Annotated in this window: 15 protein-coding genes and 1 pseudogene; 10 read left to right on the top strand and 6 right to left on the bottom strand. The window is 73.4% G+C overall.

Annotated features, from left to right (window positions below; all coding sequences use genetic code 11):
* Positions 1-223: 223 nt before the first annotated feature.
* The gene (locus C3489_RS36420; RefSeq protein WP_103786425.1) at positions 224-976 is read right to left on the bottom strand and encodes an SLATT domain-containing protein; all 753 of its coding nucleotides are present in this window, start codon (positions 974-976) and stop codon (positions 224-226) included.
* Between the two features lie 277 nt (positions 977-1,253).
* Between C3489_RS36420 and C3489_RS36425 the strand changes: the two genes are divergently transcribed.
* The 7 genes from C3489_RS36425 to C3489_RS36455 all read left to right on the top strand — a co-directional run bounded on the left by C3489_RS36425 (position 1,254) and on the right by C3489_RS36455 (position 7,754).
* A complete protein-coding gene (locus C3489_RS36425) occupies positions 1,254-1,598 on the top strand; it encodes a YbaB/EbfC family nucleoid-associated protein (RefSeq protein WP_103786435.1) in 345 nt (114 codons plus the stop codon).
* 74 nt (positions 1,599-1,672) lie between these two features.
* Positions 1,673-2,272, top strand: coding sequence for a recombination mediator RecR (gene recR / locus C3489_RS36430; RefSeq protein ID WP_103786426.1), 600 nt, complete (start codon positions 1,673-1,675; stop codon positions 2,270-2,272).
* Complete coding sequence (locus C3489_RS36435; RefSeq protein ID WP_103786427.1) at positions 2,265-2,927, top strand: DUF5063 domain-containing protein; 663 nt, start codon at positions 2,265-2,267, stop codon at positions 2,925-2,927. The genes recR and C3489_RS36435 overlap by 8 nt, the downstream gene beginning before the upstream one ends.
* Positions 2,928-3,139: 212 nt before the next feature.
* Positions 3,140-4,411: an aspartate kinase gene (locus C3489_RS36440; protein ID WP_103786428.1), complete on the top strand. Its 1,272-nt coding sequence runs from the start codon at positions 3,140-3,142 to the stop codon at positions 4,409-4,411.
* 28 nt (positions 4,412-4,439) lie between these two features.
* A complete protein-coding gene (locus C3489_RS36445; RefSeq protein WP_103786429.1) occupies positions 4,440-5,492 on the top strand; it encodes an aspartate-semialdehyde dehydrogenase in 1,053 nt (350 codons plus the stop codon).
* A 457-nt stretch (positions 5,493-5,949) separates the two neighbouring features.
* Positions 5,950-6,552 carry a SigE family RNA polymerase sigma factor gene (locus C3489_RS36450; RefSeq protein WP_181139985.1) on the top strand — a complete coding sequence of 201 codons (603 nt, stop codon included), beginning with the start codon at positions 5,950-5,952 and terminating at the stop codon, positions 6,550-6,552.
* A gap of 146 nt (positions 6,553-6,698) precedes the next feature.
* On the top strand, positions 6,699-7,754 hold the full coding sequence (locus tag C3489_RS36455) for a DUF4232 domain-containing protein (protein ID WP_103786430.1): 1,056 nt from the start codon (positions 6,699-6,701) through the stop codon (positions 7,752-7,754).
* Here C3489_RS36455 and C3489_RS36460 read toward each other — a convergent pair.
* On the bottom strand, positions 7,724-8,536 hold the full coding sequence (locus tag C3489_RS36460; protein ID WP_181139986.1) for an SURF1 family protein: 813 nt from the start codon (positions 8,534-8,536) through the stop codon (positions 7,724-7,726). The two genes, C3489_RS36455 and C3489_RS36460, sit on opposite strands and share 31 nt — an antisense overlap.
* 114 nt (positions 8,537-8,650) lie before the next feature.
* Positions 8,651-9,484, bottom strand: coding sequence for a bifunctional 2-polyprenyl-6-hydroxyphenol methylase/3-demethylubiquinol 3-O-methyltransferase UbiG (locus C3489_RS36465; RefSeq protein WP_181139987.1), 834 nt, complete (start codon positions 9,482-9,484; stop codon positions 8,651-8,653).
* 70 nt (positions 9,485-9,554) lie between these two features.
* On the opposite strand from C3489_RS36465, the gene C3489_RS36470 reads away from it, so the two are divergent.
* From C3489_RS36470 to C3489_RS36480, 3 genes are all read left to right on the top strand, one after another.
* A complete protein-coding gene (locus C3489_RS36470) occupies positions 9,555-11,381 on the top strand; it encodes a prolyl oligopeptidase family serine peptidase (protein WP_103786432.1) in 1,827 nt (608 codons plus the stop codon).
* A 54-nt stretch (positions 11,382-11,435) separates the two neighbouring features.
* Positions 11,436-13,340 (top strand): NAD-binding protein, encoded by a 1,905-nt coding sequence (locus tag C3489_RS36475; RefSeq protein WP_103786438.1) that lies wholly within the window; start codon positions 11,436-11,438, stop codon positions 13,338-13,340.
* Positions 13,341-13,490: 150 nt separating this feature from the next.
* Entirely contained in the window at positions 13,491-13,895 is a 405-nt protein-coding gene (locus C3489_RS36480; RefSeq protein WP_103786433.1) for a hypothetical protein, read from the top strand.
* Between the two features lie 19 nt (positions 13,896-13,914).
* Here the strand turns inward: C3489_RS36480 and C3489_RS36485 are convergent, their stop codons facing one another.
* The 3 genes and pseudogenes from C3489_RS36485 to C3489_RS36495 form a co-directional block, all read right to left on the bottom strand.
* A complete protein-coding gene (locus C3489_RS36485; protein ID WP_103786439.1) occupies positions 13,915-14,661 on the bottom strand; it encodes a glycosyltransferase in 747 nt (248 codons plus the stop codon).
* Positions 14,662-14,669: 8 nt separating this feature from the next.
* Positions 14,670-15,236: pseudogene (locus C3489_RS36490) on the bottom strand (UTRA domain-containing protein); the annotation flags it as partial.
* 265 nt (positions 15,237-15,501) lie between these two features.
* Positions 15,502-15,928 (bottom strand): WD40 repeat domain-containing protein (locus tag C3489_RS36495; RefSeq protein ID WP_374936805.1); only part of this gene is annotated, 427 nt, incomplete at its 5' end.

A 15,928-nucleotide genomic window follows, 5' to 3' on the forward strand; every position in this document is an offset into this window, starting at 1 on the left:
GACGTACACCCGGCAGAGCTGATCACACGGGCCCGCCCGAGGCGGCGGAGGCTGGCGGCCGACGCGGCCGCCATCCCCCAGCGGCGCGGGCCCGCGTGCGACACGCGCATCCGCCGCGCGGGCGCAACCAGCCACCACCCACACCGGCCCCCCGCACCCACCCACCCGCACACGCAACGCGACCGGCGCCACCCGCACCCACGCCCCGCGAACCGCCGGAGGCTCAGCGGGGCTCCGGCGGCCGCTGGCGGGGCATGTTCGGGCGGGTGCCGCCGCCCGGCGGCATCGGGAAGCGGCCGTGCACGACCGTGCCGTCCTGCCGCGTGGCCGGGGAGGCCACCGTCGACTGGATGCCGAGCGGCGCGGACCCGGTGCGGAACTCCACCATCCAGTCCGCCGTCTCGGTGCGCACCAGCTCCGTGATGTCCTCCGAGAACCGCCGCAGCACCCCCAGGCACCGCTCGGCGGCCTCGCTCGCCGTGCCCTCGGTCGGGCCGAGCACCTCCCGCACGCTCTCCGAGGCCCAGTCGAACTGGAGCACCTGGAGCCGGCGCTGCACGGCCTGCGCGGTCGCCACGTCCCTTATCCAGCCGGACGTCACCCCGAAGAACCGGTCCACGCCCACGCACGCCACCGCCAGCATCAGCGCCAGATACCCCCAGGGGGCGACCCCGCCCATCACGCCGGTGAGGTCCAGCAGCGGCAGCGCGGCCCCGGCGACGGCGCCCACGGCCGCGCCGGTGCGCAGCAGCCGGGCCCCGCGCCGCTTCCACACCCGGTCGGCGAGGTACCAGGCGGAGGTCTCCAGCGCGCCGCGCTCCACCCACTGGTACAGCTCGTCCAGTCGCTGGGCGGGCTCACCCCAGTCGCCGAGCGGGAAGGCCCGCCCGGTCAGATCGCCCGGCCGCAGCCCGGCCGCTCCCTCGCCCCAACCGTCCTGAGGCGGACCCTCGGGCTGCATCTCCGGCTGACCCACCCCGGCACTCCCTACTGATCCCGACCGACCGCGACCGGTCACGCTGCGTGACCCAGTGACGCGTGATGCTGATGCGCCGGACCCTTCCTACCGCCGGGTGGGTGGCGATGGGTGACCTTTCGCCTCTTTTCCGCCCGGAAGAGGGCCTTGATCAGGTATAGGAGACGAGATCGACTCACTCGAAAGAGTGGCGGGGCGATGCCCCGACGGACCACGTAGGCTCGTGCCCAGCGGTACATCCGCACCGAACGCGCGCACCGACGCCAAGGAGCTGAACGTGATCCCCGGTGGTGGCCAGCCGAACATGCAGCAGTTGCTGCAGCAGGCGCAGAAGATGCAGCAGGATCTTGCCAGGGCGCAGGAGGAACTGGCGAACACGGAGGTCGACGGTCAGGCGGGCGGCGGCCTGGTGAGGGCCACGGTCACCGGCGCCGGCGAACTGCGCGCCCTGAAGATCGACCCGAAGGCCGTGGACCCGGAGGACACCGAGACCCTGGCCGACCTGATCGTGGCGGCCGTCCAGGCGGCCAACGAGAACGCGCAGAACCTGCAGCAGCAGAAGCTCGGCCCGCTGGCCCAGGGCCTCGGCGGCGGCAGTGGCATCCCCGGACTGCCGTTCTAGTCATCTGTCTTTCTGAGTCAGGTGCGGCCCTCTACCGTACGTAGTGTTGGAACCCCAGGAAGGACGGCAGTCCGTTGTACGAAGGCGTGGTCCAGGACCTCATCGACGAGCTGGGTCGGCTGCCCGGCGTCGGTCCCAAGAGCGCGCAGCGGATCGCCTTCCACGTCCTTCAGGCGGAGCCCACTGACGTGCGGCGTCTCGCGCACGCCCTGCTTGAGGTGAAGGCGAAGGTCCGGTTCTGCGCGACCTGCGGGAACGTCGCGCAGGAGGAGCTGTGCGGAATCTGCCGCGACCCGCGCCGCGACGCGTCGGTGATCTGTGTGGTGGAGGAGCCCAAGGACGTCGTGGCGATCGAGCGGACCCGTGAGTTCCGCGGCCGCTACCACGTGCTCGGCGGCGCCATCAGCCCGATCGAGGGCGTGGGCCCCGACGATCTGCGCATAAGGGAGCTTCTGGCCCGGCTGGCCGACGGCACGGTCACGGAGCTGATCCTCGCCACCGACCCCAATCTCGAAGGCGAGGCGACGGCCACGTACCTCGCCCGCATGATCAAGCCCATGGGCCTGAAGGTCACCCGCCTGGCCAGCGGCCTCCCGGTGGGTGGCGACCTGGAGTACGCGGACGAGGTCACGCTCGGCCGCGCCTTCGAGGGGAGACGACTGCTAGATGTCTGACGCCACGCTGCACGCGAGCGACCAGAACCCGGACGACTTCGTGGTCCAGATCGCGGACCAGATCGAGAGCTTCCTGGTGGCCGTCACCGAGGTGGCCAAGGGCGACGAGCCGGCCTCGGCGGTCCCCTTCCTCCTCCTGGAGGTCTCCCAGCTCCTGCTGGCCGGCGGACGCCTGGGCGCCCACGAGGACATCGTCCCCGACGAGCGCTACGAGCCCGACCCGGGCCCGGAGGCGGACGTGGACGAGCTGCGCGAGAACCTCGCCCGCCTGCTGGACCCCATCGACGTCTACTCCGAGGTCTTCGACCCCTACGAGCCCCGCAAGGCCCCCGTGCCGGCCCGGATCTCCGACGACCTCGCCGACGTCATCACCGACCTGCGCCACGGCATGGCCCACTACCGCGCCGGCCGCACCACGGAGGCGCTGTGGTGGTGGCAGTTCTCCTACTTCTCCAACTGGGGCCCGACGGCCTCCGCGGTGCTGCGCGCCCTGCAGTCCGTCCTCATCCACGTCCGGCTGAACCAGCCCCTGGAGGAGCTGGATGGCCTGGACACCGATCAGGCGGACCTGGGCGACGACACCCTGGAGATGGAGGCGGGCCGGGTGATGGCCCAGGAGATCGGCGACCCGCTGGGCATGCACCCGAGCAAGTAGCCACGCGCCGGCCGAGCGCGCCGGCCGTGTGACCCGACCCACATTCCGCGTGCCCGCACCGCCCCTGGGCATGAGCCTGTCTGGACGCGAGCGGTCCGGACATCTCACGATGCGATATCACGAGGGGTGAAAACGGACGCTCGATAGACTGAGCCGACCCGCGGTACACCGGCGTATCCGCGGAACGAACACAAACGGAGCGAGGAGCGCACGTGGGCCTTGTCGTGCAGAAGTACGGAGGCTCCTCCGTAGCCGATGCCGAAGGCATCAAGCGCGTCGCCAAGCGGATCGTGGAAGCCAAGAAGAACGGCCACCAGGTGGTCGCCGTGGTTTCCGCGATGGGCGACACGACGGACGAGCTGATCGATCTCGCCGAGCAGGTATCCCCGATCCCTGCCGGGCGCGAGCTCGACATGCTGCTGACCGCCGGAGAGCGGATCTCCATGGCCCTGCTGGCCATGGCGATCAAAAACCTGGGCCACAGCGCCCAGTCGTTCACCGGCAGCCAGGCAGGTGTCATCACCGACTCGGTCCACAACAAAGCGCGGATCATCGACGTCACGCCGGGCCGTATCCGGGACTCCCTGGACGAGGGCAACATCGCCATCGTCGCCGGTTTCCAGGGCGTCAGCCAGGACACCAAGGACATCACCACCCTGGGGCGCGGCGGCAGTGACACCACCGCCGTCGCGCTGGCCGCGGCCCTGGACGCCGAGGTCTGTGAGATCTACACGGACGTCGACGGCGTGTTCACCGCCGACCCGCGCGTGGTGAAGAAGGCCCGGAAGATCGACTGGATCTCGTTCGAGGACATGCTCGAACTGGCCGCTTCCGGCTCCAAGGTGCTGCTCCACCGGTGCGTGGAGTACGCCCGCCGCTACAACATCCCGATCCACGTCCGGTCCAGCTTCAGCGGACTGCAGGGCACGTGGGTCAGCAGTGAACCGATTGGGGACAAGCAGGTGGAGCAGGCCATCATCTCTGGTGTCGCGCACGACACCTCCGAGGCCAAGATCACGGTCGTGGGCGTGCCCGACAAGCCGGGCGAGGCGGCCTCCATCTTCCGCACGATCGCCGACGCCGAGATCAACATCGACATGGTCGTGCAGAACGTGTCCGCCGCGGCCACCGGCCTGACGGACATCTCCTTCACGCTGCCGAAGACCGAGGGCCGCAAGGCCATCGACGCGCTGGAGAAGAACCGCGCCGGCATCGGCTTCGACTCGCTGCGCTACGACGACCAGATCGGCAAGATCTCGCTGGTCGGCGCCGGCATGAAGACCAACCCGGGCGTCACCGCGGACTTCTTCACCGCGCTGTCCGACGCCGGGGTGAACATCGAGCTGATCTCGACCTCCGAGATCCGCATCTCGGTCGTCACCCGCGCCGACGACGTCCCCGAGGCCGTCCGCGCCGTGCACACCGCCTTCGGGCTCGACTCCGACAGCGACGAGGCCGTCGTCTACGGAGGCACCGGGCGATGACCGCCCGCGCCCGCGGAGGCGTACGCCGATGAAGGACCGTCCGACGCTCGCGGTCGTGGGGGCGACCGGAGCCGTCGGCACGGTTCTGCTCCGGATCCTGTCCCAGCGGGCGGACATCTGGGGCGAGATCCGCCTCATCGCCTCCCCGCGCTCGGCCGGCCGCAAGCTGGCCGTGCGCGGCGAGGAGACCGAGGTGCTCGCGCTGAGCGAGGAGGCCCTGGACGGGGTCGACGTGGCCCTGTTCGACGTGCCCGACGACATCGCCGCCCGCTGGGTGCCGATCGCCGCCGCCAAGGGCGCCGTGGTGATCGACAACTCCGCCGTCTTCCGGCTCGACGACGACGTCCCGCTCGTCGTGCCCGAGGTCAACCCGCACGCCGTACGGCTGCGGCCGCGCGGGATCGTCGCCAACCCCAACTGCACCACCCTGTCGATGATCGTCGCGCTGGGCGCGCTGCACGCCGAGTTCGGGCTGCACGAGCTGGTCGTCTCCTCGTACCAGGCCGTGAGCGGCGCGGGGCGCGCGGGCGTCGAGGCGCTGCGCCGGCAGCTGTCCCTGGTCGCCGGCACCGAGCTGGGCACCAGCCCCGGTGACGTGCGGCGGGCGGTCGGCGACGACACCGGGCCGTTCCCGGAGCCGGTCGCGCTGAACGTCGTGCCGTGGGCCGGGTCGCTGCGCGAGGACGGCTGGTCCTCGGAGGAGATGAAGGTGCGGGACGAGTCCCGCAAGATTCTCGGGCTGCCCTCCCTGCCGGTCGCCGTGACCTGCGTGCGGGTGCCCGTCGTCACCACGCACTCCCTGACCGTCCACGCCCGTTTCCAGGACGAGGTCACCGTCGAGCGGGCCCGCGAGATCCTCGCCACCGCGCCGGGTGTGGTCCTGGTGGACAACCCGGCCGCCGGGGAGTTCCCGACCCCCGCCGACGCCGTGGGCACCGACCCGACCTGGGTCGGGCGGGTCCGCCGCGCGCTGGACGACCCGACTGCGCTGGAGCTGTTCGTGTGCGGGGACAACCTGCGCAAGGGCGCGGCGCTGAACACCGCCCAGATCGCGGAACTGGTGGCCGCCGAGCGCCGCTGAGCCGGCCGCGCTCGGACGGGAGCCTGTACGGAAATCCCGTCGCCGTGTCAGTGGTCCTTTGTAGGATCTGTGGAAATCATGTGATCAGGTCGATGGTCCAGGCCACTTGAAACGTGCCACCTCCCGTTCGAAGATTTTTCTCCCCGCCTCCGCAACCGCGCGGATGGCGGGGAGCGTCTTTGCGGTCGCCCACTTCCAGGGTGCGGGAGGCGTGTCGGTCAGGGCCCGGGGACGGCCTGGCTCGGGCGTGGGGACGCCCGTCGCAAAACGGATATAGGGGAAGAGCGGGGCTCATGGCGGCACATGACTCACCGTCGGGCGGCGCGAAAGTGACGCCGGGCACGTACAACCCTCACGGGGGGAAACGGGTCCAACTGGCGTGGCAGAGGTACTCGACTTTCCCGCGGCAGCGCGCGGCACGGCCCTACGGCCCCGCCCGCCGGCCCTTCGACCGCGCATGGCCGGCCCGTCCGGTGGCATGCCGGTGATCGCGCCCATGCCCGCCGCGCGGCCCGCCCGCCTTCCCGGTCAGCGTGACGGCGCCGACCAGACCGAGGCGGTGGCGGCCGGAACCACCGTCGACCACCTCACCGAGACCTACCGCACGCACTACCGCTCCCTGCTGGGGCTCGCGGCCCTCCTGCTGGACGACACGGCCTCCTGTGAGGACGTCGTGCAGGAGGCGTTCATCCGCGTCCACTCCGCGCGCAAACGCGTCCGCGACCCGGAGAAGACCCTCGCCTACCTGCGCCAGACCGTCGTCAACCTCTCCCGGTCCGCGCTGCGCCGCCGCATCCTCGGCCTGAAGCTGCTGTCCAAGCCGATGCCGGACATGGCCAGCGCCGAGGAGGGCGCCTACGACCAGCTGGAGCGGGACTCGCTGATCCAGGCGATGAAGGGCCTGCAGCGCCGCCAGCGCGAGGTGCTGGTGCTGCGCTACTTCGCGGACATGACCGAGGCCCAGGTCGCCGAGACGCTCGGCATCTCGCTCGGCTCCGTCAAGGCGTACGGCTCGCGCGGCATCGCGGCCCTGCGCGGCGCCATGGAGGCACGGGCATGACCAACCGGGCGGAGGGCGGCGACTCCCACGAACGTCATGAGCGCGGCGCCGGGGGCGAGCCGCGTGAGCACGAGCCCTACGCGTGGCGGGAGCCGATCGGGCCACGCGAGCAACAGCCGAAGCCATCGCACGCTGGGAACGGAACTGTGAACCACGGCCCCGACGACCAGAGCCCCGCCGGGCTCGACTCGGACGAGCTGGCCCTGCGCCGGATGCTGCACCAGGCGGTCGAGGAGATCGAGCCGCGCGACGGCGCCCTGGACCACCTGCGCCGGGCGGTACCGGCCCGCCGGGCACGCAAGCGGCAGGCCGCCGTGGGCATGGCGGCGGCGGCGCTGTTCGTGGGCACCGCCGTCCCGGCCCTGGTGCACGTCTCGCAGTCCACCGGCTCCGACCCCGACCCGTCCATCGCCGCCAACAGCTCCCAGGCGCAGGGCGGCACCGGCCAGGGCAAGGACCCCAGCGGTGGCCAGAGCGCCGGCACCTCGGCCACGGGCAGCGCCCACGACAAGGGCGAGCAGGGCAAGAAGGACCCGCAGAAGGGCAAGCCCAGCGAGGGCGGGGCGTCCGCCACGGCCGGTCCCTCCGCGGCCAGCCCGGCCAGCGTCCCCGAGTGCACGAGCGCGCAGCTCGGCGACGCCACCGCCAGCGCCGAGGCCCCGGACTCCGCCGGGATCGTCTACGGCGTCTTCCGTGTGCAGAACGTCTCCGACGCCCCCTGCGCCGTCGCCGGCGCCGGCACCGTCGGCTTCACGGCGCAGGGCGCGGCCGACGCCACCAGGATCTCGGTCGTGGAGCACGCCGCGGGCGATGCCGCGGCCGGTCTGCCCGACCCGTCGCTGTACGTCTCACGGCTGGTCCTCGCGCCCGGTTCGGCGTACGACGTGAAGTTCGCCTGGGTGCCCTCGGACACCTGCCCCACGAGCGGCGGCGGCAGCAGCTCCGGCGGCCCGGGCGGCGGGGGCGAGACGGGCGCTCCGTCGCCGGACCCGTCCCCCAGCCAGGACGCCGCCACCGACACCGGCACGTCCACGGGCGGGGAGACCGGCACCACCACCCAGCTGGTCACCGAGGACGGCACGGCCGACGGCAGCGTGACCGTCACACACACGGCGCAGACCGGCTCGCCGTCGGCTTCGGCGACGGTGACGGGGGCGTGCTCGGGGACGGTCTACCGGACGGGGCTGCTGGCGGAGTCGTAGTCCGGCTCACCGGCCGCCTCGGCGTCGGGCACCAGTCCGAGCCGGGCGTCCTTGAGGAACTCCACCTCGCGGCGCAGCAGCCGGAACCACATGAACACCACGAACCCGGCGAAGACGAACCACTCGCCGGTGTAGCCGAGGTTCTGGAACGCCTTCAGGTCGAGGCCGGTGTCCGCGGGCGCGCTCGCGGGCACGGCCGTCATCCCGGCGTCGCCCTTGTTCAGGGTGATCCACGCCGGATAGACGTCGTAGGGCACCAGGTTCACCAGCGACGCCGAGCTGATCGCCGCGGTCTGCCCGGCCGGCAGCCCGCCCTTGGCGCTGACGCCGTTGTCGCCGGGGGTCTCGGAAGCCTGCAGCGCGCCGGTGACGGTGACCTCGCCGGCGGGCGGGGCCGGGGCCTCGGCCGGGTCGGCGGCTCCGGGCAGCCAGCCGCGGACGACCGGCAGGGCCTTGCCGCCGTCGACGCGCAGCAGGGTCAGCACGTAGTAGCCGCGCCGGCCGTCCAGCTCACGGTCGGGGACGAGGAGCTGGCGGTCGTAGTGGCCGGTGGCGGTGGCCTGGCGGCCCGAGGTCGCCTTGTCCACCGGCAGCAGATCGGCCAGCGGGCGCGGGGCCTCCGTCTTGCCGGCGGTGGCCTCGGCCTTGGCGTCGCGGTGCTCGTCGACGCGCGCCTCGAACCGGCTCAGCTGCCAGGAGCCCATGAAGATGCAGAAGGGGATGGCCAGCAGCACGAAGACGTTGATCCCCCACCAGCGGGGCGTCAGCAGAAACCGGTACACGCCCTCCACGGTACGGCGTGCCTCAGGCGGTGCGCGGCGGCGGGGTGCGCGTCGGCGCGGGTCGTCACTGCGCGACCGGCCACGACGGACCCGCACCCGGCGACGCACCAGGGCTCAGTCCCGGCGGGCCCGCAGCGAGTACATGAGCGGGACGCGCGGGTGGCCCTTCGGGAAGCGATGGTAGCCGCCCTCGGTCTCGAAGTTCTCGAAGCGCTGGAACACCGACACGTCGTGCTCGTGCAGGAACTCGATCCGCAGACCCGTCGCGGCGATCGCGGAGACCACCTCGCCGAGCGGGTGCTGCCACTCCACGCTGCGGTTGTGGACGGTGTCGGTGCTGTCGGAGCCGTACGTGCCCGGCAGGTCGTAGACCTGGGCGTCGCGGGAGAAGTAGTCGCCGACGACCCGGCTGCCGCTGGCGTCGTCGAGGACGTCGGTGATCGGGTGGAACTCGGCGAGGTAGAGGAAACCGCCGGGCGCGACCAGGGTGGCGGCGGCCTCGGCCCAGCGCCGGACGTCGGGCAGCCAGCACAGCGCGCCGGTGCCGGTGTAGACGATGTCGTACGACGGCTCGGGCAGGGCCTGGGCCGCGTCGAGGACGTCGGCGGTGACGAACGCCGCGCGCTCGGGGCCGTAGCCGAGGTCGGCGGCGAGGGAGCGGGCCTGCTCGACGGCCGGTTCGGAGAAGTCCAGGCCGACCACGCGGGCGGCGCCGCGCCGGGCCCAGGACAGGGTGTCCAGGCCCATGTGGCACTGCAGGTGCACCAGCGTGCGCCCGGTGACGTCCCCGACCTCGGCGATCTCGAAGTCGCGCAGGGGGTCGGCGCCCGCGCGGAAGCCGGCGAGGTCGTAGAAGTCGCCGGCGGCGTGCAGCGGAACGCGTTCGTCCCACAGGGAACGGTTCGCTTCCCGCCAGTCGGAGGGCGCGTTCGTGATCGAAGTGTGCATGCTCGGGAAGTTATCCACAGGCTGGGGAGCTCGCCAGTCAATTGTCAGCCGGACCAGGCACTATGGGCCCATGACTGAGAGCAACGGGTCCGTCTCGCAGGGACGGCAGCAGAGCCAGGAAATGCCGGACTGGGAGAAGCGCTTCCGGGCGCCCCGGGTGTCCCTGCCCGACTGGGCCGAGGACGCACCGGAGCGGTCGCTGTTCGTGTCGAACGCGACCGGGACCTACGAGCTGTACGCCTGGGACCGGGCGAGCGGCGAGCAGCGCCAGGTGACCGACCGCCCCAACGGCACCACGGACGGCGTGCTCTCCCCGGACGGCCAGTGGATCTGGTGGTTCGACGACAAGGACGGCGACGAGTTCGGCGTCTGGCGCCGCCAGCCCTTCACCGGCGGCGAGGACGAGCCGGCCGCGCCCGGCCTGGACCCGTCCTACCCGGCGGGGCTCGCCCTCGGCCGCGACGGGCGCACGGCGGTGGTGGGCCGCTCCACCGACGAGGACGGCACGACGATCCACCTGGTCCGCGAGGGGCAGGAGCCGGTGGAGATCTACCGGCACCGCGAGTCGGCGGGCGTCGGCGACCTCTCCCACGACGGCTCGCTGATCGCGCTGGAGCACACCGAACACGGGGACGCCATGCACTCCGCGCTGCGCGTGGTGCGTCCGGACGGCACCCCGGTCGCCGAGCTGGACGACACCAAGGGCGGCACGGTCGAGCTGGGCCTTGAGGTCCTCGGCTTCGCCCCGGTCGACGGCGACACCCGGCTGCTCATCGGCCACCAGCGCCGGGGCCGCTGGGAGCCGCTGGTGTGGGACGTGGCCGGCGGCGAGGAGACCGACCTGGCGCTGGACCTGCCGGGCGACGTGAGCGCCGAGTGGTACCCGGACGGCAGCGCGCTGCTCATCGCGCACAGCTTCGAGGCCAGAAGCGAGCTCTTCCGCTACGACCTGGCCTCGCGGGAGCTGACGAGGATCCCCACCCCGCCGGGCACGGTGTCGGGCGCGACGGCCCGGCCGGACGGGACGGTGGAGTACCTGTGGTCGTCCTCGGCCGAGCCGTCCGCGGTGCGCTCCACGGCCGGCGGTGTGGTCCTGGACCCGCCCGGCATGCGCTCGCCCGGCTCGGTGCCGGTGGAGGACGTCTGGGTCGAGGGGCCCGGCGGCCGGATCCACGCCCTGGTGCAGAAGCCGGCCGGCGCCACCGGCCCGCTGCCCACCGTCTTCGACATCCACGGCGGCCCCACCTGGCACGACAGCGACTCCTTCGCCGCGGGCCCGGCCGCCTGGGTGGACCACGGGTACGCGGTCGTCCGGGTCAACTACCGCGGCTCCACCGGCTACGGCAGGGCCTGGACCGACGCCCTCAAGCACCGCGTCGGCCTCATCGAGCTGGAGGACATCGCGGCGGTGCGCGCGTGGGCGGTCGAGTCGGGGCTGGCCGACCCCGAGCGGCTGGTCCTCACCGGCGGCTCCTGGGGCGGCTACCTCACCCTGCTCGGCCTCGGCACCCAGCCGGACCTGTGGACGCTGGGCATCGCCGCGGTCCCGGTCGCCGACTACGTCACCGCCTACCACGACGAGATGGAGGCGCTGAAGGCGATGGACCGCACCCTGCTCGGCGGCACCCCCGAGGAGGTCCCGGAGCGCTTCGAGGCGTCCTCCCCGCTCACCTACGTCGACCAGGTCAAGGCCCCCGTCTACATCTCGGCCGGCGTCAACGACCCGCGCTGCCCGATCCGCCAGATCGAGAACTACGTCAAGCGGCTGCAGGCCCGCGGCGCGGTGCACGAGGTGTACCGCTACGACGCCGGGCACGGCTCGCTGGTCGTGGACGAGCGGATCAAGCAGGTCCGGCTGGAGCTGGACTTCGCGGCCCGGCATCTGCCGAAGGGCTAGGGCGGCGTGGGGACGGTTCCCGGTCAGGTCACGCCGGCCGACGCGGCCGCGCACATGGTGGTGTGCGGTGACGACGCGCTCGCGCACCGGCTGGCCGCCGAGCTGCGCGGGGTGTACGGCGAGCAGGTGACGCTCGTCGTGCCGTCCGCGCGGCGCACGGTGCGCCCGCCGGTCGTCGGGCGGGCCCGGGCGGTGTCCGCGGCGCTGCTGGACCGGGTGGTGGGCGCAGCCGTCAGCCTCGGCACCGGGAACGGCGGCGGGGGGAACGGGAGCGGCGGGGGCGGTGGTGGTGGTGCCGGCGGTGGTGACGCCGCCGGTCGGCCGGAGCCGGTGGTGGAGGCCGCCGAGCCGACCGAGGCCGTGCTCGCCGACGCGGGCGTGGAGCGGGCCGCCGCGCTGGCGCTCGTGTACGACGACGACGAGACCAACATCCGTGCCGCCCTGACCGCCCGCCGGCTCAATCCGCGCCTCCGGCTCGTCCTGCGGCTGTACAACCGGCGGCTGGGTCAGCACATCGAGGAACTCCTCGACCAGGCGGCCGCGTTGGCGACCGGTGCGGACGCCGCCGACGCGTCCACGACGGTGCTGTCCGACGCCGACACGGCCGCACCGGCGCTGGCCGCGGCCGCCGTCGCCGGCACCACCAAGGTGGTCCAGACGGAGGGGCTGATGCTGCGCGCCGTCGAGCAGCCGCCGGGGGACGGCCGGGCCGCGCCCGGACTGGCGACGCTGGCCCTGCTGTCGGCGAACGGGAACGGCACGCCGGGCGCCGGTGAGCAGGAGCCGCAGCTGCTGCCCGACGCCGCGACGGTGGCCGCGGCGGCCGGGCGGCGCGGGCGGGTGGTGCTGGAGCAGGTGGGGTACGCCCCCGACGGCACCCCGGCCGCGACGGCCGGGGCCCGCCGGGGCGTCGGCGCCGTCGTACCGCCGCTGGCGTCGCTCTTCTCCCGCCGGCTGCGCTGGTCGCTGGCCGGGATGGCGGCCTGTGTGCTCGCGCTCGCGGTCGCGCTGTGGCTGGCGACCGGGGTGCATCCGCTCGGAGCGCTCTATCTGACCCTGCTGGACCTGTTCGCGATCAACGACCCGGCGGTCGGCGCCACCACCGCCCGGCAGGTGCTGCAACTGCTGTCCGGGCTGGTCGGGTTGCTGCTGCTGCCGGTGCTGCTGGCGGCGGTGCTGGAGGCGCTCGGCACCTTCCGCAGCGCGTCGGCCCTGCGCAAGCCGCCGCGCGGACTGAGCGGGCATGTGGTGCTGCTCGGCCTGGGCAAGATCGGCACCCGGGTGCTGACCCGGCTGCGGGAGCTGGACGTGCCGGTGGTGTGCGTCGAGGCCGGGCCCGAGGCGCGGGGCCTGGCGACGGCGCGGCGGCTGCGGGTGCCGGTGGTGCTCGGGGACGTGACGCAGGAGGGCGTTCTGGAGGCCGCCAAGATCCACCGGGCCACGGCGCTGCTGGCGGTGACCAGTTCGGACACCACCAACCTGGAGGCGGTGCTGTACGCGCGCGGTGTCCGCCCCGACCTGCGGACCGTGCTGCGGTTGTACGACGACGACTTCGCGACCGCCGTCTACCGCACCCTGCGCGCCGCGCACCCCCGGGCGCAGACCCGCAGCCGCAGCGTCTCCCACCTGGCCGCGCCCGCCTTCGCCGCGGCGATGCTGGGCCGGCAGATCCTCGGCGCGCTCCCGGTGGAGCGGCGGGTGCTGCTGTTCGCGGCGGTGGACGTCGCCGGCCGTTCCCAGCTGGAGGGCCGCACGGTGGGCGAGGCCTTCCGCGCCGGGGCGTGGCGGGTCCTGGCCCTGGACGCGACCGCGTCCGCCGAGCAGCCGGGGGAGTCCGGGCCGGTGTGGGACCTGCCCGACACCTATGTGCTGCGCGGTCAGGACCGGGTGATCCTGGCGGCCACCCGCCGGGGCCTGGCGGAGCTGCTGGGCCGGCGCGGCCGGGTGGCGGCGGGGTAGGTCCCGGCCGCGTCCGTCCGACGCTGTTCATCTGACGCTCCCTCAGATAACCTCCGCCTCCGTGTGGTTCTGTTCCCTTTCGAAGGGGTGAGCACAGTGGAGACGTGTCCCGAGTGCCCGCGGCCGCCGGGGGAGCCGCGCTGGGTGGCCATGGTGCACCGGCCGTCCTCCGGCTCCTGGCAGGTCGCGGCCGACTCCCCGCACCGGGAGCCTGTGCTGTACGCGGTGGGGGAGATGACGCAGACCCTGCGGGCACGCGGGGAGACACCGGCCGTGGCGGTGTGGGGACCGGGGGAGCGGGGCTGGGAGCGGTACGAGCCGTCGGCTCCCGCGCGCACAGCGCGGCCGGCCGGCCCGGCGAGCGCGGCGCCCACGAGCCGGCAGGAGCGCCTGCACGACCGCCGGCACCAGGTGCTGCTGGCCGGGCTGAGCGCGGCGGGCCTGGACGAGCTCGCCGAGGAGGACGAGGCCGCCGTACGCACGCTCGTCGAGCGCCTCGACGAGACCACGGTCCGGCGCATCGCGCACTGGCTCTCGACGGCGGCGGCCGCGTGAGCGAGTGCTGCGGCCGTCGCTAGGAACCCCAGCCCAGTCCGGCCAGTGCCCGGGCCCGGGACTCCACCACGGACATCCGGGCCCGGCGCTCCACCGGGTCCACGTGCGAGGACTGGCCGGTGACCTGGCCGTCCCACTTGCGGTAGTACAGCCCGACCTCCCGGGTGAACCAGCCCCGGCTCACCGCGTTGAGGGCCAGCAGCAGCCCCGTGTCCTCGGAGGCGGGCAGCGCCATCCAGCCGCCGAGCGCGAGCAGCAGGTCGCGGCGGACGAAGAGGGTCGCCGGGTGCACCTGGGCGCGGTAGTCGTTGGCCGCCCAGAAGTCGAGCACCGCGCCCCGCTCGATCGGCCCCTCGTCCGGGTCGCCGGGGAAGCCGACGGTCGTGCCGTCGGGCAGCAGGTCCAGCGCGCGGGAGGTGGCCCAGCCGAGGCCGGGGTCGGCCTCCAGGGCGGCCAGGTCGCGGGCGAGGGTGCCCGGCGGGAGCCGGTCGTCGGCGTCGAGGACCTTCACATACGGCCCGTCGGCGTGCGCGAGCGCGATGGTGCGGGCGACACCGGGGCCACCGCGGCGGCCCTGCCGGAAGGTGACCCGGGGGTCGTCGGGGACATGGGGGCGCACGGCGTCGCTCTCCCCGTCCTCCTGGATCACCCAGTGCCACTCCCAGCCGTCGGGCAGCGTCTGCGCGCACAGCGAGGCGTGGGCGTCCGGCAGGAACCGGGCGGACGGGGCGTGGACCGCGGTGACGATGACGACGCGCCGGTGCACGGCGGCCCTCACCACCTTTCCAGGGGTGTGGTGAACAACAGGGTGGAGCGGTGCCCGGGCAGCGTCACCCGGGAGACCTCGACGACGCGGCCGTCGGTGCCGTACGACGTCTTGCACAGCGCGATCACGGGCGTGCCGGGCGGCAGGCCGAGTTCGCGGGCCTCGTCCTCGGTCGGCGCCCGGGCGGTGACGCGCTCCTCGATCCGGTCCAGTTCGATGCCGACGGTGGCGAGCTGGTGCTGGGTGCCGCCCGGCCAGGGTTCCTTCGTGGCGTCCAGGAGATCGGGGTTGGCCGCGAGCCTGTCGCGCACGAGGCAGGAGGTGACGAGTTCGACGGGCTCGGCGGTGTCCGCGCAGCGGGTGCGGTAGGTGCGCTCCAGCAGCACGGTGCCGACGGGCACGCCGAACGTCGAGGCGAGGTCGCAGGGCGCCGGGATCTCCCGGTAGGAGGCGTGGAAGACGAGGTCGCGGGAGTCGAGGCCGGTGTCGTGCTCCACGGCGCCGGTGCGGGCACGGACGGCCAGCGGGGCGCGGGCGCGGTCCTTCTCCCACTGGTGGCGCCGGTTGTCGCGGACCACGTCGTACGCCTTCGGCACCGGTGCTCACCTCCGTGCGAGCTCGACGAGCCGGGCAGGGCGGCCGGCCCTGTCAAGGAAGGAGCCCGGTCGCTGATGACGGGGGAAACACCAGCGACCGGGCCAGTGCAAGAGTAACAAGGCACATGTCCGGCCGGGACCCGACGGCGCTCCCCTTTTGCGGCGGAAAGGTGACCTCGGTCCGGTCCGGTGCCGGGAAGGCCGCCAAGCCCCGCACAGCCGGGGCGATGCGTCGTCCGGACTCCTAGCCGTCCCCGCACGGGGGGTCGTAGGACAGGCGGGGCAGGTACTCGTGCCACTTCTCCTCGGTCAGGACGCCCCGGGTGGTCGCGCAGATGCGGGCGATCGCCGAGTCGACGTCCAGGCTCCACAGCCGGACGGTGTCCGCGCCGCTGGAGACGCCGAGCATGTTCCCCTTCGGGCTGAACGACAGGAAGCTGCCCGTCCGGGCCCGTGCGCTCATCGACGTGCCGATCGGCGCGGCATCGGCCGGTTCGGCGACGTCCCACAGCCGTACGGTGGTGTCGTTGCCGCCGGAGGCCAGCGTGCGGCCGTCCGGGCTGAACGTCAGGGAGACGACCGCCTCGGTGTGCCCGGTGAGCCGGTGGCCGATCCCCGCGACCCGGCCGGGGTCGGTGACGTCCCACAGCCGGACCGTGTCGTCGTCGCTG

It is taken from the genome of Streptomyces sp. Ru71 (assembly GCF_002920535.1).
Taxonomy (GTDB): Bacteria; Actinomycetota; Actinomycetes; order Streptomycetales; family Streptomycetaceae; genus Streptomyces.